This is a genomic window from Leptospira sanjuanensis (genome assembly GCF_022267325.1).
In the GTDB taxonomy this organism is placed as follows: domain Bacteria; phylum Spirochaetota; class Leptospiria; order Leptospirales; family Leptospiraceae; genus Leptospira; species Leptospira sanjuanensis.
Map to the genome: position 1 here is coordinate 3,724,055 of NZ_JAIZBG010000001.1, position 21,195 is coordinate 3,745,249.

The window sequence follows — 21,195 nt, forward strand, 5'->3', positions numbered from 1 at the left end:
ATACATGAGCTCCAATCAGGTTTATTCGTTTCAATTTATCTCTAGAGATCCTTCCTCATCCATTCATATTTTATTTACCAGCGTGATCGATATCCAACAGGCGAAGATGGATAAGATCGAAGTAGTTGCGGTCGGCCAATCCGAGAACATCGGTTCCGTTCAACTATCCGTTTCCACTCACAAAGACGTCGTCAACGTTTGCCAAAAACTGAAATACGAAGGCAAACAACTTAAGAATCTCACGAACAAGTTGATGGAACTGTTCCAAGCGAACGGAAAGTCGGACGACTTTATGGAACAGCTGATGCATTACTTTAAAAGCAAGGATAACGATAAGATTTCTTACATCCTGAATCAAGTCATCAATCAAGCGGCCGGTAATTCCAAACCGGTCATTCAGATTTTTTACGTCATCGTAGATCGTTCCAAACTCGAAGAAGAAAACCAAAGTTTCGGATTCGAAAATTCATCCATTGAAACGGACGAAGATCTTCCTTCTATGGAACCTTCTTCCCCCGCGGAAATGAGCAGACCCGTTGAAACGCCGGAACAGTCCATTCCACCCGGTTCGCGTGTGATCCCTATGAAGTACGTTCTTTCTCCCGTTTCCGGGATTCAAATCAATACGTTGAAACCCGGCGACAAAATCATGATCCAACTTTTAAAATCGGATACTTCTTCCCAAGGCATTATCGAAGCAATGAAACTCGAAACACCCGAAGGACAAATTCGTCCGGTTCCGGGAACGGTCGTTTCCTCCAAGAACAACGGAGTTGAAAACGAAACCGTGGTTCAGATCGGTTCGGATATATTCGGAAAAATTTATGAAGAAGAGAATTCGATCAAGGTTCGTCCTTACACGGGTGAAAAACCGATCGCTTCGACTTCGGGCAAATCGTCCTCCGTCAAAGGCTCTTCGCAAAATTCTTCCTCGGAAGACTCGGGATTGTTGATTACGATCCTGATCGCTCTCGGAGTTTTGGGAATCGCAATGACCGCAATCTTCGTATTTCTTTTTTAACAAAACCATGAAAACAAAACTCGCTCAAATCATACCGTTTCTCATTTTATTTTTCTGCCTCGTGAATATCTCTTTCGAACCTGTCTTTTACGATCCGAGAGATATGGATTCCATGGAAGCCCTACTCGAAGGATCGGGAAGAGAACTCGAACCGCAATGGGGAATCGAACGAGGTTTGATCTCCAAGATCCGGCTCACTTCCAAGGTTTTGGAGGAATTGAACGAGAAAACGATTCCTACCGACGCTCAACTCGAAGCCACGGTGGATCGGATGAATCGGATTCTTCTCGGGCAGAAGATCATGCTCTTTATTTATGGATTTCTAATATTCTTATCAGTAACTTCCTTTTTGAGTCTCCACTATAAGGCTTGGTTTTACGTTTTTTTAAACCGAAGTCTGTATTTGATCTCCATTCTTCCGGTTTTGATGTCCATGCAGCATCCGATGAGAAGCATACCGCAGACCCCCGTGATCGGAGCGGTCTCTTCCTTGTTCTTGTTTTCTCTTTTCGTGCTTTTGATTTATATGATCTTTGCGATTTCCAAAGTCTACGGAGAAAAAGCGGATCGTTTCGGCGTTTTGAAAACGGCTCAAAACGGAGAAGAAGGAGAAATCCAATCGACTTCTTCCTCTAAAATTTCGTGGATTCCGATGTTCTTTCATTTTGCGGCGATCATGGCCGCGGGAATTCTTTTGGGAAATCTGATCTACATTCCGATTTTCCTTCTTCAAAAACATTATTCGTTCGAGTTCGGAATTCTTCTGATCGTGCTTCTCGTTTTTATGATGCTGTTTTACATCCGCAATTATTTCAGAATGGGAAAGAGCGACGAACTTACCCCGACCGGTAACGTTACTTTATCCGTAAGTTATCTTCAATTCCGCGTGATTCGAAACACGATCTTTATCACGTTCGCGATTTTGGGCGTAATTTTGTTTGTGGTTCTTTTGTTTTCGATCTTATCGATGAACACTTGGGTTCTCGATTTCGCTTCGAGCAGAGGATTGTGAGATTTTCCCGAACTTCAAACGAGCTTTCAAAACGTAAATGTTTCGAAGGCTCGTATCGCCACGGCAATTTTAAGAAACCTTAACATTTCCGTTTCGATAATTTTCTAAAAGTCGCCGATCCTTTTTCCGGAAGCGTCGTTTTTTCAAACTATAACATTCGGTTCGGAATTGCTAATGAGATTTTTTTAACCGGCTGCCGGTTGCCTAAAATACAAATTCAAACACAATACGGCGATTAAGTGAACAACCGATAAAACGAGATAAAACCTCGAATTGAGCCGTTCTCGAAAGGTCTGAAACAAGCCGATATGAACTACAGCGAACGTGGAAAGTAAAATCCAGAGATTAAAAACGGTCAGCGAAAAATAAACGCTGAGATAAACGATTAAAAGAAAGAAGATTCCGAAGATCGTCTTCACGATTTTATTTTTTAACGGAAGTCAACGACTGACAAACTGTATTCGAACCTTTTTTGATTTCGCAGTTGATCGTTCCGTCGGGAAGATAAGTCGTTCTTGAAAGAAAACCGCCGGTATCGTCGAAAACTTCGATCGCTTCTGTTTTATGGGTCGGATAATAATAAAACCAGGTTCTTATTTTTCTGCCGTTTTTATAATAGCCCGTGTATTCGAGTTCGCCGTCCGGAAAGTATTTCTGCCAAAGATTATTTCGATAACCTTCCGAATAACTTCCTTTGAGTTCGACTTGTCCGTTCTCGTAGAATCTTTCGTAGAGACCGTCTTCGTTTCCTTCGTCCCCGCTCATCATCACTTCGGGTTTACGCGGACCCTTTCCGTAGTTCTGACGGATATACAAGTTGCCGCTGTCGAAGTTCCAAATCCATTCTCCTCTGCGAACCCCGTTTTCAAAATTTCCTTTCGCTAATATACGATCTTCGTATTTGGAATAGAAGCGGCAGAGTCCGTTTTCCAATCCGAGTTCATTTACGGAGCAATCTTGATAAATCTTTCCGTTATCGTAGTAAATGCGTCTTCTTCCCGGCTCGGTAAGAACGTATGCGTTGAATTCTTTTTGAAACTTAGCGCCCGCGGGAATGTTTGCGGGAAGCGGTTCCTTTACGCACGCGCCGAACGATAAGACGATCGCGGTTAAAAGGAACAGATTTTTCCGAAACGAAAGACCGAAAAATTTTCGGGAAGAAACCGATTTAACGTTCAAGGCCGAAGCGAGTTTTACCGCAGAATCGAATTCTTGATTCGAAACGACAGCGAACTTCGTCTCGGGCTTGCGTTTTTGAATCGAAACGTTTTTCGAGATGGGGAAAATCATTTTTTCGCTGGAAAATTCGGATTCTAAATACATTCTATTTTTATAATATATAGATCGACTCAAAATTTAGTCGATGGTAAACTTCTTATTTACGAGCAATTCTCCGTCTTCGTCCCGAATCTCAACTTCGTAAGATCCCTGCTGATCGAAAAACGTATCGTCGTAGTAGGTCTGAAATTTTTCAAAACTCTTACGGAAGTCCTTTTCTTGAACGGAGAATTCTTCCTTTCCGCCGTCTGTGCGATAAATTGTTAAACGAACTCGTTTCGGAGTGGACCAGCCTTTTTTATAATAGATGAAGAAGTCTTGTCCATGAGAGAAATGATATTCTTTTTGAGAACTCATTCCGGAAACTTTTTCGGGAGTCATCTTATCGATGTCCATATAGATTTCGTGTTTCGCGGGCCAGAAAAACCAAACGGCGAGCGCCAGAAGAATCACCCCGGCAATCTTTAAAAATCGCGAGGAACCTTCTCTTTCGGAGGATTCCGGTCTTGTATAGTCTTCCAATCTCATGACACTGCTTATCCTGTGGAGGTGGTTCTTTTTGGGCAAATGTTTTTCCTCTCTTGCCTCGGAAGAGGATAAATTCCGAACGGGAGAATTCTCCCGTGGATCGGCCGCTGCGAAAGATTCGTCCGTTTTCGTTTCGGAGGAATCGGATTCTTTGTTATAAGATCGGTTTTGAGTTTGCTCGACGTGAGAAGTTTCGCTTCCGGAATAAACGAATTCTTTTTCGGAAGCCGCTTCTTCCGGAACGGATCGCGGACTTTCCGTTTGCGGCATTTGCGATTCGGCAACGGGAGAATTCTTCAGCGTCGATTCGGAAGAAGTCGAAGGATTCGGGGATTCGCTTGCAGATTCTCCGCCTAAGGTTTTGCGAACGTGCGCGCCCGCTGCTTGTTTTAATAAATCCTTTTTAGGCAAGGGCCAAAACCTCTTCCACAAAACCTTGATAGGATTTGGTCGCCTTTCCCTTCGGTTGATATTCGAAAAGAGTCTGCTTTAACATATGCGCCTCTTCCACGCTGACCGAAGGAGGAATTCTTGAGGAAAATAATTTCAAGTAAGGTTCGATCATCGGTTCGAGAGTTTGGGAAAGTGTCGTTCTCGGATTGAACATCGTCAACAACGCACCCAACACTTTTAAGGAAGGATTGAATCGTTTTACGGTATTCTTATGTGCTTCCAAGATCGCTTCGATTCCGTCCAAGGAAAACTTCGAAACCTGTAACGGAACAAGTAAGCCGGTGGAAGCGACAAACGCGTTGAGTGTTATCATGGAAAGACTCGGAGGACAATCGATGATCGCATAATCGAATTCGTCTTTGATCGTTTCCAACGAATCCCTAAGGTGAAAAAATCCGTCGATCTTTCCGGAAAGCATCACGTCCACTTCGGCAAGAGAAGAATGAGAAGGACCGATCTTGAGTCCGTCGATCCGAGTCGGCATCAAAACGTCGTTCGGATTTCCGCCGTCTCTAAAAATTCGATACAGACTTTTTTCTCTTCCATCGTCTGCATTGGAAGCGAGGGAATCCCCTTCGATAAAAACGGAAGTGGCGTTTCCCTGTGCATCCAGATCCAAAAGAACGACTCGTTCTCCCTTGAGCGCGAGGCCGAAAGCGAGATGAACCGCGGTCGTCGTTTTGCCGACTCCGCCTTTCTGGTTTGCTATACAGAGGATCTGTTTCATAAAAAATCCGTTGCCCGTAGATTCCGCTTTCCCGAGACTACATTTAGAGATCGTTCTCCAAGGATTAGGGATAGAATCCTCAATCGGTTTTGGATGACAATCCGGAAAAGGAGATACAGTTGGCAGAATTTGAAACGATCATCGGGCTGGAAGTTCACGCGCAGCTCAACACGGAATCGAAAATATTCTCTACAAGCGCGACCAAGTTCGGCGCTCCTCCGAACTCTCAGACCAATCCCGTTTGTTTAGGCTTACCGGGCGCGCTTCCCGTGTTGAACGAATCGGCGCTGGAAAAAGCGATCATGGCCGGACTCGCGTTCGGATGCGACATCACACTCTTTACGAAATTCGATCGTAAGAATTATTTTTATCCCGATCTTCCGAAAGGGTATCAAATCTCCCAGTTCGACAAACCGATCTGCACGGGAGGCGGGGTCACGTTTACGATCAAAGGGGAAGAATCTCCCCGCTTCGTTCGTCTGACTCGAATTCATATGGAAGAAGACGCGGGAAAGCTGATTCACTCCGCCGATCCGAACGTTCCCCAATCCTATGTCGATTTAAACAGAGCGGGAACTCCTTTGATCGAAATCGTTTCGGAACCGGACATGCGTTCTTCGGACGAAGCGTATTATTACCTCAATTCTCTAAAAGCCGTTCTGAAATACATCCGCGTTTCCGATTGCAATATGGAGGAAGGTTCTCTTCGTTGCGACGCGAACGTTTCGATCCGTCCCAAAGGTTCGGATAAATACGGAACGAGAGTGGAGATCAAAAACCTCAATTCTTTCAAAGCGGTAAAAGCCGCGATCGACTACGAAGTCGAATGGCAAACCGAAATGACGCTGGAAGGTAAAACCTTTCAACAGCAGACAAAACTCTGGGACTCAGTCGCGAACAAAACTGTGACGATGAGAACGAAAGAGATGAGTCACGACTATCGTTACTTTCCCGATCCGGATCTTCCGGTAATCATTCTTCAAAAGGAAACCGTGGAAGCGGTTCGCGAAAGATTGCCCGAACTTCCGAACGAAAGAAAGAATCGTTTTGTGGAAAAGCTCGGGCTTCCGAAATACGACGCCGAAGTTTTAACCGCGGAACGGGAAATCGCGGACTACTTCGAGGACGCCTTGAAAGTTTCCGGAGATGCAAAAAAAACATCCAACTGGGTCAAAGACGAAGTTCTCGGAATCGTAAACAAAGAAAGCATTACAATATCAGAATTTTCTGTTTCTGCGGAACGCATCGGCGGACTCGTTAAATTGATCGCTGACGGAAAAATTTCCGGTAAAATCGCGAAAACAGTTTTCGAAGAACTTCTTACCTCGAACAAAGACGCGGAAACGATCGTCACCGAAAAAAATCTGATCGTAGTTCGGGACGATAAGGAAATAGAAAGAATCGTAGACGAAGCGATCGCAAACAATCAGGACGCGGTCACAAAATACAAAAGCGGAAAAGATCGTGCGTTAGGCGCCATCGTCGGCTACGTGATGAAGGTTTCCAAAGGCAAGGCCGATCCCGAATTGGTCAACCAAATGCTTCTTGATAAACTCGGACCTCTTCCTCCGAAAGGTTAAACCGACATCAAAAAGATTCCGTTTCTTTTCCGAGGAGTTTATCCTTAGAAATTAAAATCAAAAGCCGTGCCAAAGCACGGCTTTTGATTTACTGCTTCCGACCGGAGTTATTTTTCCTAAAATACGCGCTTCTATTTTCCGAGACGTTTTCAAAAATTCTATCCTCTGAAACGTTTCGGATTTTGGTCTAACTTATAGATTTTGATCGATTAGACTCTTGACTGGAGACGAGTCGAAATTCTATTATGTCCCTTACAATGCAGGATTTCGCCCACCTACATCTGCACACAAACTACTCCATGCTCGACGGCGCGATTCGAATCAAAGAATTGATGCAGCACGTCAAGGAATGCGGCATGTCTTCGGTCGCAATGACCGACCACGGAAACATGTTCGGAGCGGTCGAGTTTTACAACGAGGCGATGAAACAGGGAATCAAGCCGATTATCGGCAGCGAATTCTACGTTTCTCCGAACCGCAAACAGGAAACGGAGATGGTAAAGATCGCGGACGGAAACGCGTATCATCTCATCCTTCTCGCAAAAAACGAAGAAGGTTACAAAAATCTAATACGTCTTTCCAGCAAATCCTACACCGAAGGTTTTTATAAAAAGGCGAGAATCGACTACGATCTGCTCGACAGACACAGCGACGGCCTTGTCTGTTTAACGGCTTGTCTAGCGGGAGAAGTGAACCGGAAAATTCTCGAAGGAAAAATCGACGAGTCGTTCCAACTCGCGGGAAAACTGAACGAAATTTTCCGCAAAGAGGATTTCTACATGGAAATCCAAAACCATGGAATTCCCGAGCAGATGACCGTAGCAAAACAAATCTACGACTTCGGAAAAAGAACCGGAATTCCGCTCGTCGTTACGAACGACTCGCACTTTTTAAAAAAGAACGACCAAGAAGCGCAGGACATTCTGCTCCGAATCGGAATGCAGAAACGCATCACCGACCCGATGGAATTCGGCTTCAACGGAGAATTCTACGTCAAGAATAGGGACGAGATGGCGAGGCTATTCCCCGAAATCCCGGAAGCGCTCAATAACACATTAGAAATCAGTAATAAAGTAAATTTAAAACTTCAGTTCGGAAATTATCTTCTCCCCGAATTCGAAGTTCCGGACGGATACGACGCGGACTCGTATTTGGAAAAATTGATCTGGGAAGGAATCGAACGCAAGTATCCGAGTCTTACTCCGGAGATAAAAGATCGGGTCGTTTTCGAACTCAACACGATCAAAAACATGAAGTTCGCCGGTTACTTTTTAATCGTTCAGGATTATATCAACTACGCAAAGAGAAACGGAATTCCGGTCGGACCGGGAAGAGGTTCCGCCGCGGGCTCGATCGTAGCCTACGCGCTCGGAATCACGAACGTGGAACCGCTCCAACACAATCTTCTCTTTGAAAGATTCTTAAACCCCGATCGTAAGGACATGCCCGATATCGATACCGATTTCTGCGTGGAAAGACGGGAAGAAGTCATCAATTACATCCGTAGAAGATACGGCGAAGAAAGGGTCGGACAGATCATCACGTTCAATTCTCTGGCCGCAAAGGCCGCGCTGAAAGACGTCGCTCGCGTGCTGAATCTTCCGTTCGGAGAAGCGAACGAAATGACAAAGGCGTTTCCGAACAAACTCGGAATGTCCATCGCCGAAGCCTTAAACACCTCTTCGGAGCTGAAAAACTTTTCCGAAAAAGACGATATCAATCATAAGATTTTTGCGATCGCGCAAAGACTCGAAGGAAACTATCGTCAGCCGGGAAGACACGCCGCAGGCGTTGTGATTTCTCCGTATCCGCTGGAAGAAGTCGTTCCTCTTTCCACGGTCGCGGAAAAAGAAAGGCCCGGTTTCCGTTCTATCGTAACTCAATACGATAAGAACAACCTAGAAAGCATCGGCTTGATCAAGATGGATATCTTGGGTCTGAAAAACTTAACGACCTTGGATTACGCAATCAAACTCATCGAACAAAGAAGAGGAATTCGGATCAACCTCGACGAGATTTCGTACGAAGACGCGAACACGTACGCATTATTAAGAAAAGCGAATACACTCGGTATCTTCCAGTTAGAATCCACCGGTATCACGGATCTGGTCGCTAAAAGTCAGGTAAGCAATTTTGACGAGATCGTGGCCCTGATCGCGTTGTATCGTCCCGGTCCGATGGGTGAAGGAATGTTGGACGAATATTTGGATCGTAAGTCCGGCAAAAAACAAGTCACCTATCCTCTTCCTTCCTGCGAACCGATTCTGAAAGAAACGTTCGGAGTCCCCGTCTATCAGGAACAGGTGATGAGTATCTCGCGCGTGGTCGGAGGATTCTCGGTAGGTGATTCGGACATGTTGCGAAAAGCGATGGCGAAGAAGAAAGCCGACCTGATGGAAAAGCTCAAAATCCAGTTCGTGGAAGGCGCGGTTAAATTAGGGAATCAGGAAAAAGTCGCCAAGGATCTCTTCGAACAATTGGAACGTTTCGGTGGTTACGGATTCAATAAGTCCCACTCCGTCGCGTATGCAATCATCACGTATCAAACCGCATATCTCAAAGCGAATTATACGATCGAATATTTGACCGCACTTCTCGCATCGGATCACGGCAAGACGACCGATATCGTAAAATACATCAACAACGCTCGGGAGATGGGAATTCGAATCCTCAACCCGGATGTTTCCGAGTCGCAAGCTTCTTTCAGTGTGATTGACGATACAACGATTCGTTTCGGTTTATCCGCGATGAAGGGCGTGGGAGAAACCGCCGCCAACAGCATCATTCACGCAAGAACGAAGATCGGAAATTTTAAGACCTTGCAGGACTTCGCATTAAACATCGATACGAGATTGATCAATAAAAAAGTTTTCGAAGCGTTGATTCAAGCGGGCGCCTTGGATTCTTTCGGTTATACTCGGAAATGTCTTTTTGAATCGGTGGACTCGATTCTTACTTTTGCGCAAAAAGAGCAGGAAAGAGCCAACGAAGGCCAGTTCTCTTTGTTCGGCGGCGCGGAAAGTTCTTTCACGCTCAATCTACCGAAGGACGCGCTCGAATGGGAAATCGACGAAAAGCTCAAACGGGAAAAAACCGTGGCAGGACTTTACTTATCCGGTCACCCTCTCGATAAATACGAGAAACAACTCAAGAGCCTCAAAACCATTCCGATCGAAAAGTTCGACGATCTCAAGTCGGGAACCAAAGTGGAAGTCGCGGGAGTGATCGCATCCAAAAACATCAAGCTGAGCAAACGCAACGAAGAATTCGCCAATTTCAAATTAGAAGATCGGACCGGCGAGATCGAATGTGTCGCCTTCGCAAAAACCTATCAGAAATATAAGGAATTCATAAAGGAAGATCAAGCGATCTTCATCAAAGGGGATTTGGATAAGATCGAAGTCGGAGATGCAGAACTCCGCGGGCAGATCAAGGTGAACAGCATCGAGATCTTGGACGACTCGACGATCGAAGACAAACTCGAAAAATCGCTTCACCTTCGTTTGGAAGAAAGACATACGGAAGATCCGGAACTCATTCCTAAACTATACGCTCTCCTCGCTTGTTATAAAGGAGAATCCTCCGTTTACTTTCACATCGTGGAAAACCAGGAGGAAAAGAGCGTAATTCGAGCGCACGACGCGTATTCGATTCAACCGATCAGCGAACTCTTTCTCCGATTGGCGGATCTATTGGGCGATAGTACGGTTTTTTATTCGGTCGGAGAACAGATCAAGCCGATCAACCGAAACCAAGTCGCAGGCAACGTCGGTTAATCCGATTCATTACGAAAACGTAATTCTTCGTCCCCGTTTTTAGAGTTAGTTTCCGTAATTTTCCGAAACCGATCGAATCAGTAAAAAATTTTAGAATCGGGCTTGTCTGCGACCTTCTTCGATAAAACAATCTTATCGTTTCAAAAATCGCTTCGTTAAATCCGCCATGCGGTCCAGCGGACCTTGCCGCGGCTTAAATCAAAAACTCTTTCTCAAAGACGACTAACGTAGAAGGTGAAACTTCTTTCGTTCATATTTCCTCGAAAATCCCAAGCCACAACCTTGATCGTATTTTCACCGGATTTCAGATTCAGATTTCCGATCAAATATTGGTCTTTGTGATATAAACTCGTAAACGAATATCCGTTCGGATTCTTCCATTCGGAGGAAGAATACTGCAAAGCGCCGAAGTCCGCGGAGCGGAGCGCTTCTCCGTTTAAAAAATATTGAACCTTGGTAATTCCCCTTCTTTGGGATTTTTTCTCGCCCGCGTCTACGATCGAAACCGTAAACGGGAATTCTTTGGAAAGATTGATATTGTCCCCGTCGTTGATGTTCGTAAACTTTCCGTTTACGTGCACGAGAAGGCTGGAGATCTCCGGAACGGAGCTATCGGGAATCGGAGAAAGAAATTTAAGAGGGTCCAGAATTTCCAAACCGTATTTACGAAGTACAACAAAGTGGAGGTGCGCTCCGCTTGAGTGACCGGAGTTTCCCGTAACACCGATTTTCTCGCCCGCCTTGATCAGATCCGGTTTTAACAGCTTCGAAATTCGGCCGTCTTTCAAATGGTAATAGGCCGTAAAATTTCCGGAACCGTGGTCCAGCCAAACCGAGTTTCCGGTTCCGAGTTCGTCTTCAAAAGGATGGTCTTCCGCATAACGACTGTATAAAACTTTTCCGTCGGCCATCGCAAGGACGGATTCGTTCATGGAAGAAATATCCATTCCGTTATGAAAGTGATCCCCTCTGGATTCCCCGAAAGTCGAGGTGATTTTGTTTTCCAGCTGATCGGTTTTGACGGGGACAAGATAATTTATTACTTTATTATTTTCCGCTTCCATGCTCAGATGGAACGCGGTCCAGACGGCGATTAAGAGAAATCTTTTCATTCAGGACCCAAACCCTAGTGCAAGTAACTCATACAAAATGAATTTGTCAAAAGATAAAACCCTGGATCTGGTTTCTCGCTGTGGAGACGGAGAAGAAGAAGCTCTTAAACAATTCTTCGAAATCTATTCGGAAGACATCTACAATTTCCCGATGAAGATCTTTCATCTGAGCGAAGACGACGCGGGTGATTTTTTTATCTATGCGTTCGAAAGGCTGAAAACCGGTTCCCGTTTCGGCAGCTTTAAGGGAAAATCCAGTTTCAGAACGTGGTTTTATTCGGTCCTCAGAAACATGCTGATCGATTGGCAAAGAACCAAACGCGAACTCAAGGTCACCAATTTAGGGAAGATCAGCAAAGAAGGGAAAGAATACGCCACCATCGAGGACGAACCCGACAACCGACCTGAAATGCAGGAAGAAGCGACCGAACTTTCCGATCGATTCAACCAAGCCTTGCAGGAAATCGGAGTCGATAAACGGGTTATTTTCAAACTCTCTTATATTTATTATCTCAACTTAAACGAAGACGAAGTTCAATATCTTTTGGAAAAAACGGGATTATCCACGGATGCGCTGAAAGAAAAAATTCTTCAGTTGCGGTCGGAACTTTCCAATCGGGAAGAAGAGAATATAAGAATGGAAGACAAAATTACGTCTCTTTATTTGAACATTCTCGACTTAAAAGAAAAACAACAGAACACCGCGAAAATCGCACCGATTCTCCCGATGGAAGTGGATAAAACGTCTCATGCTTTAAAGAAAAAATACGAACAACGCAAGAAGCTCTTGGAAAAGAAGAAGAAAGGTCATTTTCTCGCACGAACCCCTTACCGCGAAGTCGCAGACCTGATCGGGATTTCGGAAGGAAACGTAAGTGTGACGCTTCTACGTTTAATTGAAAAAATTCAGAAAAAGCTAGATTTTAGTGATTTGGATTTTTAAAAAATTCCGTCTTTTTATGCTATTGGAGAACCAAAATGGATTCGGGATCTGAATTGAACCAAAAAAACGAGCTTCTGCTCTCATTATTGAATGGAGAAGAAGCGAATGCAGATAAAGATACAAATCTGCAGAACCAGCTCATCCAACTGGAAGAGTCGATCCAAGCCGGTATTAGCGCGGCGACCTTGTCGTATTTAAAAGAAGCTTCTCAAAACGGAAAATTTTCCGAACTTCAAGAAGCCATCGATCTGCAAAAGGCCGATCTATCAGGCTATCTTTCGAAAGAAGTGCCCGAGTATTTAAAACGTTATGTCACTCTTGAACTTGCGAGAAAGGCTCCTACCAAGGAATCCATTGTCGTAAAACTGGGGAAGTCCGGCGCCCGTATCTTTGAAAGTCTTGTAGAATCTCTTCAAATTAACACAAGAGTCGACTACGCGCCTTCCATGCGTTCGGCTTTGACAAAAGATCCGTCCGAGTTTGTCGTTTTTGAGGAAAAGGTTCTCGATAACTCTAAATTTACGTATCAACTCGTTCAGGAAACTCCCGAAACTGCATTCTTAAGCGTTAAGATCGAATCTCCGGACGCGGATTCTTTTCAAAGAGTCAATCTGTACAAGGATACGCGATTCATTCTTTCCAACCAGTTTAACAACGAAGGAATCGCGAATTTCTCCGGGTTGAGAGAGGGAAAATACACAGTCGAGTTTCAAGGAAAAGAGAACTCCAAGTCTTTGGATCTTTTCATTCTTTTAGAAGCCTAAACCGGAAAAATCCTAGGAAATAAATTTCGATTGCTGCGTGAATTCCAAAACGCAGTAAGGGATTTTCGTTTTTATTTTTCCTTATAAAAAGAATTCTGGAAAAAACAATCCAGTGTTATAATCTGATCCTGGATTTTGAACCATGCTGAACCTGATTATCGATAGAGTCGGAACCGTAAACGTATTCAATATCCTAGATACGTCCGGAAGCGGATCGGAATCCCATCTACAGTCGACAATCGACGAAGACCTCATTCTAGAGTATATTAAAGAAATCGAAAATTTGGTTCGTGTTTCCAATGCGGTCAATTCCAAAGGAATGAGCCACAAAACCCTTGAGACAGAAATTCTTCACGAGCTGAAAATCCTCGGTGAAACGTTTTACGATCAATTTTTTCCCGCTCCGATTCAGGAGAAACTCAGACTTACCACGGAGAAATATCTCCATTTAAACATGGATCCGAAACTCGGAGTGATTCCGTGGGAACTACTACACGACGGAACGTGCTTTTTGTCGGATAAATTTTTTATCGGAAAAACCGTCCGTGGAGAATCCAGTCAAAGTACCTTTAAAGAAAAAGAAAAATTGAGAATGCTCATCATCGCCGATCCGACGGAGGATTTGGAATGGGCCCAAAAAGAAGGGGAACAGCTTTTCAAAGTATTGAGCGAGAAAGTTTCTCCGTCCCGCTTGGAAATCGAGTTCATCGGAGGAAAGCAAGTAACAAAGCTGAAACTTCTTTCCTTGATTAAGGGAAAGAATATCATTCACTACTCCGGACATCTTTACTTTTCCGACGATCCTCTGGAAAACGGATGGCTGATTTCGGAAGGCAAAATTCTCAAAGCGAGAGAAATCAAAAACTCAGGCTTTAACACCGATTTGGTGTTTTCCAATTCATGTCAGTCCAACTCGAACGCGTCCAGAACTCTTAACTCGGATTTGATGAACAATTTCGCCGGAGCGTTCTTGATGTCCGGGATCAAAAGTTTCATCGGAACCAACTGGGAAATCATCGACAATCAGAACACGATCGATTTCACGATTCAGTTTTATACGTATCTATTCAGCGATCGAAGCATCGGGGAATCTCTCTTCTTGGCAAAAGAATACGCCAGAAGAATTTTCGATACGAACGACTTGACTTGGACAAATTATTCCCTGCACGGAATTCCAAATCAACAAGTGATGATGGACCCGACCAAAGGAAAACCGATTCAAAAGATCATCAACCCGTCTCTGATCAACAAATTCTATCCTTCGAACATCGCCTCTTCCTATTCGAACTTTATCCAAAAACAAAAGGAAGAAAGGGAAACATCGTTCGAACTGATTCAGTCCCTGATTTTTTCATTCGAAGAATTTTCCAAGATCGTGGGCGGAATCATTTTCAGCGATCACCAACATCATTCTTTGGGAAAATACATTCCGAACAATCCGGACGACGCGGTGGAAGTCAAAAAGTGGTGGGAGCTTATCTACCAGTGTCTCGCCGACTTTCGAAAATTGGAGATCAGCCCGTTGATCAGCAATATTCAGGAAGTGTTGCAGGTGAACAAGGATACGATTCAAAAAATGATTCAATGGATCGACCTTTACAGAAGAGGACAGATTCTCCGCGATTCGGCTGACGGTTATCTGATCTCCTTTCAGTATTATTACGAAAATCTTTTGATGGAATTGGAAGAATTGGAAAAAACGAGTATCTTTCTCGTTTCCACCAATTCGAATAATCATCTCTTTTTTCGGGGCATCAAACCGGAAACTTCTCTCGTTGTAGCGCCCGTCGTCAAACAGGATTACATCGGAGAACAGATCGAAAAATTCCGCGGCAAAGTGATCGTGTTCAACGAAAACCGAATGACGATTGTACCGATGCTCTGCAGCGTAATCGAAAATCCCGAAACGAAGGATTTAGAACTTAGTTTTCCGGGCTTTAAATCGGAAAAAAACTCCATTCAAAATCTTTAATATTTTGTGAGTCTTTGCCAACCCGATCGGGGTAACTTTTCATGCGGTTCCTGTTGCGGAATTTTCAACCTGGATTTAAGTCCGGACGAAATTCGAACGTTGATTCTCGAAAGAACCGAAGAATTCAAAGCCGCGGTCGACTTCAAAAAACCGTGGACCATGGCCGATTACAGAAAGGTCCGGGAAAAAAAAGAAGAATCGATCCGAAGAAAGGACGAACTCACGTATAACTGCCCGTTCCTCGGTGCATTCGGAAAAAAAATCGGATGTATGATTCATCCGGTTTTCAGCGGAGATCCTCTGAGTCAAAATTATTCCTTTTACGGCTCTTCCATCTGTCAAGGTTACGAGTGCCGAAACATGGAACGCAAAAGTTCCAAACTCTGGGAATCCTTTTTAAGCGAAATGGAGTTGGATTCGTTCACTTACTCGGCGATCGCATCCGATTACAAAACCTTGGATCTAATCGAAGAAACCTTTTTTCAAAAAGGAATTTCAACGGAAGAATTATTTCAAACCAAACGCGATCTATTAAAACGATTGATCGAAAGAAAAATAGAATGCAATGTCGCGATGATGAATACTTCTTTCGAAATTCCTATGGAAGAGGAAAAAGAGTCCGCTATTTACAGACTGATCCAAAGGCTCGATCTGAATTCGGCCCCTGACCTGTTAAAAGCGATCGAAAGTTGATCGCAGCTTTCAAGATTTTGAAGAATTCCGACCCAAAGACTCGAAAATTTTCGATTTCAAATCTATCATTCTAACGATTTAAATTTCGCGCAAGAAGGCAGATTTTAAAATCTTTCAAAATTGAATTTTCTTTATCAAAGGTGTTGTTTGACGTTACGCGGAGAAAAGAGGAGGAACAAAATCCTTCCTGCATTGAAAACACAGGAAGGAAAACGATTATTGTTTAGTGGTAGAGTCTGCTTTAGCTTTTGAAGATCCGTTCAAAGTCGCTTTTGCAGATGAAACGCCTTGGCCAACTTTAGATTTTACTTCCTCTACCTTCGAGTTGACTTGACCTGCAACACCTTCCACCGAGTGAAGAGCGTCTTCGATATACTTTCTAAGGTTGTTGGCAACCTCGGATTGATCTTGAGCTCCTTTGGATGCAAGTTCCTTAAATTCTTTTTCAACTTTCAGGAGAATGCTGTCAGCTTGCTCGCGGAGAGATTTCGCAGCTCCAATCGCAAAGTTAAGCGCTTCCTTGATTTCTTTTTCCATAATTTTTTCCTCTGTCTTCTACACTGAGAATAAACCAATTTTATGCGGCGCACAATAAATTGTCAAGTGAGAATTGGCGAGGGGAGAATTCTCAAATTTGTATGCTCCGAATTACGCTGATTAGGTTTGAGTTTACGAATTTCCGAAACAGAAACTGAAATTCTTTTTAGGGAAACTCGATTTCGAGAATATTGAGACATAATTCGATAATGAATACAAACGATCACAAGATATCGGCGCTTGGAAAAAACTTTTTTACTAAACTCTCGAAGGACAAAAAAAGGAGATCCAATGGATCTCCTTTTTTCAAAGTTCGATTGTAAAAATCGAGTCTTAAACTTTAGGACCGAAAGCGGTAAAGTCGAAGTCTTTAGAACCTTCCGCATATTGCTTAAAGTTCTTAATGAACATCTCCCCTAACTTCTTAGCGGTTTCGTCGTAAGCTGCTTTATCAGCCCAAGCTTCTCTTGGATCCAGGATAGCGCTATCGACACCGTCAATCGTCTTCGGATAAGAAACTTGGAAGATCGGGTGAGTTACGAACTCGGACTTCTCGATGTTTCCGTTCAAAATTTCGTCGATGATTTTACGAGTAGAAGGAAGGTTCATACGTTTTCCAACACCGTAAGATCCACCGACAAGACCGGTGTTCATCAGATACGCTCTTACGTTGTGCTTCTTCATTTTTTCACCGAGCAACTTTGCATACTTAGTCGGGTGAAGAGTCATGAACGCCGCTCCGAAACACGCAGAGAAAGTAGCGGTCGGTTCTTTAATTCCTCTTTCCGTTCCCGCAACTTTCGCGGTATAACCGGAAAGGAAGTGATACATCGCTTGTTCGATGCTCAGTTTGGAAACCGGTGGAAGAACTCCGAACGCATCATACGTTAAGAAGATAATGGTTTTCGGATGTCCACCCTTGGAAGGAACCTGAATGTTATTGATGTGGAAAATCGGATACGATACGCGAGTGTTCTCGGTTTTGGCGGCGGAAGAATAATCCACAACTTTCGTTTGAGGATCGTAGACCACGTTCTCGAGAAGAGCGTCTTTACGAATCGCTTCGTAAATGTCCGGCTCGGTTTTCGGATCTAAGTTGATCACCTTAGCGTAACAGCCGCCTTCAATATTGAAGATTCCGTTGTCGTCCCAACCGTGCTCGTCGTCTCCGATCAGTTTACGGTTCGGGTCGGTGGAAAGCGTCGTTTTACCGGTTCCGGAAAGACCGAAGAAAAGAGCGGTGTCCCCGTCTTTACCTACGTTCGCGGAACAGTGCATACTAAGAATTCCCTGTAACGGAAGTTTGTAGTTCATAACGGAGAAAATACCTTTTTTCATTTCTCCGCCATATTCGGTTCCACCGATGATACAAATTTTCTTAGCGAGGTGGAAGATTACGAACACTTCGGAATTCATTCCGTGTTGTTTGAAGTTCTCGTTTTTGATTCCGCAAGCGTTGATGATCGTGAATTCAGGATCGAGACCCGCCAATTCTTCCTTAGTAGGACGAAGGAACATGTTCGTGCAAAAGTGGTGTTGCCAAGCTTTTTCGGAAACCACGCGCAGGCTTACTCTTGTCTCAGGATTTGCTCCCGCATAACCGTCGAAAACGTAGAGTTTTTTGTGACTCAGATAGTTCACACATTTCTTATAAAGCTCGTCAAAGATCGCTTCGGATACTTTGAAATTGATGTGGCTCCACCAAATGTTTCCGTTCGAGGAAGGTTCATCTACGAAATACTTGTCTTTCGGCGATCTACCGGTGAAAATTCCGGTGTCTACCATCATCGTTCCGTTGCTGGAAAGTACGGTTTCTCCGTTTTTTTTCTCGTGCTCATAAATTTCGTCATAGGAAAGGTTATGGAAAATTTCAGAAGGTTCGATTCCGAGTTCCTTCAAGCCTTTTACCTGAGTCTGGGCCTGCATTTGATTGCTCCTTGGGAATTCTATTTCAATTATTTTACGCTAAAGCTGAAAGTCAACTGATTCAAGGGGAATGCGGCTGGCGATTTCCCTTCTCTCCCGCCCCGTTCGGATTGGCTTTCGTGAAAATCATCTTTCCGGCTGCCGTCTGGATGATCGAAGTTACTGTCACCTTGACTTCTTTTCCGACGAGATGACCGCCGTTTTCGATCACCACCATCGTTCCGTCTTCGAGATAACCGATTCCTTGATTCTCGTCCTTTCCTTCTTTGATCACCTGAATTCCAAGTTCTTCTCCGGGAAGAACCACGGGTTTCAGTGCGTTTGCAAGAGTGTTCAGGTTTAGAACCTTAACTCCCTGAAGTTCGGCAACTTTATTCAAGTTGAAATCGTTGGTTACGATTTTACCGCCGGTATCCCTCGCTAACTTGATCAACTTCGCATCGACTTCGCGGGTGTCGGAATAATCCTTATACGTGATTTTAACTTCGATCGATCCTTTACGTTGAAGTTTGTTCAACATCTCCAGACCTCTTCTTCCTCTCGCTCTTTTGATCGGATCGGAAGAATCACTAATGAGCTGGATCTCTCTCAATACGAAGTTAGGAAGAATCAGCGGGCCGTCCAAGAAGTGCGTATCTGCGATGTCCAAAATTCTTCCGTCGATCACGACCGAAGTATCCAGAATTTTGTCTCTTACTTCTTCCTTTTCAATGCCAACTCCGAAGCCGTTGCCCTGACCTCCACCGCCTCCGAAAATTCCGAGACCGGGTTCTTTTGCAAAGGAAATACCCGCAAGAACTCCGAACAGCGCGAACAAAAAGTAAAGCGCCACATTCAATTCGGTAAAGTGAACGACTTCTCCCACAAACCAAGCGATTGCAAGTCCGAGTAGAGCGCCGAGTCCGGCACAAAAAAGAACGTCTGCTTTGAGTTTTGGGAAAAGACTGGATTCTCCATAAAGAAGAATTAGGGAAACTACGAGAACGACTCCGGCAATAGAACCGGCTAAATAAAGGTCTCCGGCTTGCTTGTGGGTTACGGCAAATGTAATTCCGGATAGGAATAGAGACGTGAGTACTTTATAGAAATGAATCATAACTCAAATCCTTAATTGTATTTGAGTTTTTGCGGAATTTTACTCTTCTTCTTCGGCCTTTCTTTCACTAGGAGAGAGAGTGCTCGCTAAAACGTCGGACACGAGGTTCCCCGCTTCTTCTTGCGTAACACCTTTGCTCAATGCAACTTCCATTTTCACAAGATTATAAGCGCTTTCGTAAAGCTTTCTTTCCATTATGGAAAGTTCCTTTCCATTCGCTCTACGAAATAGGTTTCTGCAGACTTCTCCGACCTCATAAATCGATCCGGACTTGATCTTGTTGAGGTTATTTTGGTAGCGGATCTTCCAGTCTTCTTCGGTATCGACTTCGTCCTTTTTCAGGAGTGCGATGACTTTCTTGATCTCTTTTTTATCGATGATAGGGCGGATTCGAACCTGTTCTGCTTTATCAACAGGTATCATAACCTTCATCTTACTACCCTGGATTTCGAGAACGTAGCAATCCTTCTTTTTACCAAGGATGTTCTTTTTGGAGATTTCGAGAATTTCCCCAACTCCATGGATGGGATAGACTACGTAGTCGCCTACCTTGTGTTCGATTTCGGAATTTTTCTTTTTGGCAGCCAAGTAAGTATGATAACTTCCGTTAAAACTCTGCCTAAGAAAATAGCATAAATTTGGCGAAAGTCAACAAAATTATCCCAAAAGGCTACTAAAGTTTGAGAGAACGAACTTTTGCGGAATGAAATGCAGGATCATTCAGAGGTTGAACCTTTTCCATAGCCTCTTTCGCTTCTTCCTCGGAATAAAAATAACCGAGATACAGTTCGCCTTTGGAGGAGCGGAAGATTCTTCCTTTGAATTCGTTGCGGGCCATCAATAGTCTTTTACCGAGCTCGACGGCTTGCAAAGAATCCGAGGTCGGAACTACAACCAGATAATTCGTTTCTCCGGTTTGCGGAGGATACAGAAGTTTTGAATCGTGCCCGTTCCCGGAAGAATTCTCTTTTGAATTGAGTTTGGAAAGAGATTCCGGATTTTTCAGCGATTCAACGGATTCCGATTCGCTCGAGGAAGAAAACAAAGAGCGAAGACCTCCGTTCGAATTCTTTTTTTCCTGAGAAGATACGTTTCGAAACGTCTGAAGTTCGTTTTGTGCGAAGGTTTCTTCCTTTTGATCGAGCTTAAGTCCTACGACAAGCCCCGCGGTAAAAAGTGAAATCGAACCTAATAATAGAACAAATGCCGAACGAGTGGAGGAGAAAATTTGAATCGGCGATCCCGACTTTTTACTGTGTTGAACCGTTTGGATGGTTCTGTCGAAATCGGAAGTTTCTCGGACCGGAGTTCGGATCGAAGATTGTTTGAGTCTTCTGGAATAATCGATATTCTGCATTCAGGAATCCTGGATTCTATTTTTAAAATCGGATTAAATGCCCAATTTCCGTCGAAAAAATTTGATATTCGAAGAGAAGTTTCGATTTTAACCTTCGGGTTTTTTGGCGATGGCAAAAATCCAGAAAACCCAAAGAAATCCGCCCCCGATTAGGAGATAAAATCCAACGACACCGTTTCGACCAAAGAGGTCGTAGAGAAGTTTCAATTTGCCGAGATACAGACTTTCATCCTTCCCCGTCTCCCAATCGATAATCCATCGATTCCAATATTGCGCGTACGTAAATAGAACGGCCGTCGGTATTAAATATAAGAACGGATATTTCGCGGTGAATTGAACCCATTTCGGCGAACCCGGAACCGGTTTTACTTCATCATTGATCCATCGAATTTTCATAGGAGCTATTTGGATAACAGACGG

The 21,195-nt window shown here is 43.9% G+C and carries 20 protein-coding genes; 9 read left to right on the plus strand and 11 right to left on the minus strand.

Annotation, left to right across the window (positions count from 1 at the left end; all coding sequences use genetic code 11):
• Positions 1–4 precede the first annotated feature (4 nt).
• Positions 5–1,021 (plus strand): hypothetical protein, encoded by a 1,017-nt coding sequence (locus LFX25_RS16895; protein ID WP_238731275.1) that lies wholly within the window; start codon positions 5–7, stop codon positions 1,019–1,021.
• Between the two features lie 7 nt (positions 1,022–1,028).
• The gene (locus tag LFX25_RS16900) at positions 1,029–2,033 is read left to right on the plus strand and encodes an LIC_10230 family protein (protein ID WP_238731276.1); all 1,005 of its coding nucleotides are present in this window, start codon (positions 1,029–1,031) and stop codon (positions 2,031–2,033) included.
• Between the two features lie 185 nt (positions 2,034–2,218).
• On the opposite strand, the gene LFX25_RS16905 is transcribed toward LFX25_RS16900, so the two are convergent.
• From LFX25_RS16905 to LFX25_RS16920, 4 genes are all read right to left on the minus strand, one after another.
• Positions 2,219–2,452 carry a hypothetical protein gene (locus LFX25_RS16905; protein ID WP_238731277.1) on the minus strand — a complete coding sequence of 78 codons (234 nt, stop codon included), beginning with the start codon at positions 2,450–2,452 and terminating at the stop codon, positions 2,219–2,221.
• Positions 2,453–2,456: 4 nt separating this feature from the next.
• Complete coding sequence (locus tag LFX25_RS16910; RefSeq protein ID WP_238731278.1) at positions 2,457–3,323, minus strand: toxin-antitoxin system YwqK family antitoxin; 867 nt, start codon at positions 3,321–3,323, stop codon at positions 2,457–2,459.
• A gap of 66 nt (positions 3,324–3,389) precedes the next feature.
• On the minus strand, positions 3,390–4,250 hold the full coding sequence (locus LFX25_RS16915) for a hypothetical protein (RefSeq protein ID WP_238731279.1): 861 nt from the start codon (positions 4,248–4,250) through the stop codon (positions 3,390–3,392).
• Positions 4,243–5,019 (minus strand): ParA family protein, encoded by a 777-nt coding sequence (locus tag LFX25_RS16920; protein WP_238731280.1) that lies wholly within the window; start codon positions 5,017–5,019, stop codon positions 4,243–4,245. Before LFX25_RS16920 ends, LFX25_RS16915 begins: the two co-directional genes overlap by 8 nt.
• Before the next feature lie 119 nt (positions 5,020–5,138).
• Here LFX25_RS16920 and gatB point away from each other — a divergent pair, with 119 nt between their 5' ends.
• Both gatB and dnaE read left to right on the plus strand, forming a co-directional pair.
• Positions 5,139–6,599 (plus strand): Asp-tRNA(Asn)/Glu-tRNA(Gln) amidotransferase subunit GatB, encoded by a 1,461-nt coding sequence (gatB, locus tag LFX25_RS16925; protein ID WP_238731281.1) that lies wholly within the window; start codon positions 5,139–5,141, stop codon positions 6,597–6,599.
• A gap of 257 nt (positions 6,600–6,856) precedes the next feature.
• Positions 6,857–10,375, plus strand: coding sequence for a DNA polymerase III subunit alpha (dnaE, locus tag LFX25_RS16930; protein WP_255717869.1), 3,519 nt, complete (start codon positions 6,857–6,859; stop codon positions 10,373–10,375).
• 212 nt (positions 10,376–10,587) lie between these two features.
• Here the strand turns inward: dnaE and LFX25_RS16935 are convergent, their stop codons facing one another.
• Positions 10,588–11,487: a M23 family metallopeptidase gene (locus tag LFX25_RS16935; RefSeq protein WP_238731282.1), complete on the minus strand. Its 900-nt coding sequence runs from the start codon at positions 11,485–11,487 to the stop codon at positions 10,588–10,590.
• Positions 11,488–11,524: 37 nt separating this feature from the next.
• Between LFX25_RS16935 and LFX25_RS16940 the strand changes: the two genes are divergently transcribed.
• From LFX25_RS16940 to LFX25_RS16955, 4 genes are all read left to right on the plus strand, one after another.
• The gene (locus LFX25_RS16940) at positions 11,525–12,430 is read left to right on the plus strand and encodes an RNA polymerase sigma factor (protein WP_238731283.1); all 906 of its coding nucleotides are present in this window, start codon (positions 11,525–11,527) and stop codon (positions 12,428–12,430) included.
• A gap of 35 nt (positions 12,431–12,465) precedes the next feature.
• Positions 12,466–13,194, plus strand: coding sequence for a hypothetical protein (locus LFX25_RS16945; RefSeq protein WP_238731284.1), 729 nt, complete (start codon positions 12,466–12,468; stop codon positions 13,192–13,194).
• Between the two features lie 142 nt (positions 13,195–13,336).
• A complete protein-coding gene (locus LFX25_RS16950) occupies positions 13,337–15,166 on the plus strand; it encodes a CHAT domain-containing protein (protein WP_238731285.1) in 1,830 nt (609 codons plus the stop codon).
• Between the two features lie 6 nt (positions 15,167–15,172).
• Positions 15,173–15,859, plus strand: a complete 687-nt coding sequence (locus LFX25_RS16955; protein WP_238731286.1) for a hypothetical protein — start codon at positions 15,173–15,175, stop codon at positions 15,857–15,859.
• Between the two features lie 216 nt (positions 15,860–16,075).
• Here the strand turns inward: LFX25_RS16955 and LFX25_RS16960 are convergent, their stop codons facing one another.
• The 5 genes from LFX25_RS16960 to LFX25_RS16980 all read right to left on the minus strand — a co-directional run bounded on the left by LFX25_RS16960 (position 16,076) and on the right by LFX25_RS16980 (position 20,775).
• Positions 16,076–16,396: a phasin-related domain-containing protein gene (locus LFX25_RS16960; RefSeq protein WP_118954740.1), complete on the minus strand. Its 321-nt coding sequence runs from the start codon at positions 16,394–16,396 to the stop codon at positions 16,076–16,078.
• 333 nt (positions 16,397–16,729) lie between these two features.
• Positions 16,730–18,322, minus strand: a complete 1,593-nt coding sequence (gene pckA, locus LFX25_RS16965) for a phosphoenolpyruvate carboxykinase (ATP) (RefSeq protein ID WP_238731287.1) — start codon at positions 18,320–18,322, stop codon at positions 16,730–16,732.
• Positions 18,323–18,383: 61 nt separating this feature from the next.
• Entirely contained in the window at positions 18,384–19,418 is a 1,035-nt protein-coding gene (locus LFX25_RS16970; RefSeq protein WP_238731288.1) for a PIN/TRAM domain-containing protein, read from the minus strand.
• 39 nt (positions 19,419–19,457) lie between these two features.
• Positions 19,458–20,006 carry a CarD family transcriptional regulator gene (locus LFX25_RS16975; RefSeq protein ID WP_010573325.1) on the minus strand — a complete coding sequence of 183 codons (549 nt, stop codon included), beginning with the start codon at positions 20,004–20,006 and terminating at the stop codon, positions 19,458–19,460.
• 85 nt (positions 20,007–20,091) lie between these two features.
• Positions 20,092–20,775 carry a hypothetical protein gene (locus LFX25_RS16980; RefSeq protein WP_238731289.1) on the minus strand — a complete coding sequence of 228 codons (684 nt, stop codon included), beginning with the start codon at positions 20,773–20,775 and terminating at the stop codon, positions 20,092–20,094.
• Between LFX25_RS16980 and LFX25_RS20870 the strand changes: the two genes are divergently transcribed.
• A complete protein-coding gene (locus LFX25_RS20870; RefSeq protein ID WP_319937428.1) occupies positions 20,740–20,928 on the plus strand; it encodes a hypothetical protein in 189 nt (62 codons plus the stop codon). The genes LFX25_RS16980 and LFX25_RS20870 overlap by 36 nt on opposite strands.
• Here LFX25_RS20870 and LFX25_RS16985 read toward each other — a convergent pair.
• A complete protein-coding gene (locus LFX25_RS16985; RefSeq protein WP_238731290.1) occupies positions 20,863–21,171 on the minus strand; it encodes a hypothetical protein in 309 nt (102 codons plus the stop codon). The two genes, LFX25_RS20870 and LFX25_RS16985, sit on opposite strands and share 66 nt — an antisense overlap.
• Positions 21,172–21,195 lie beyond the last annotated feature (24 nt).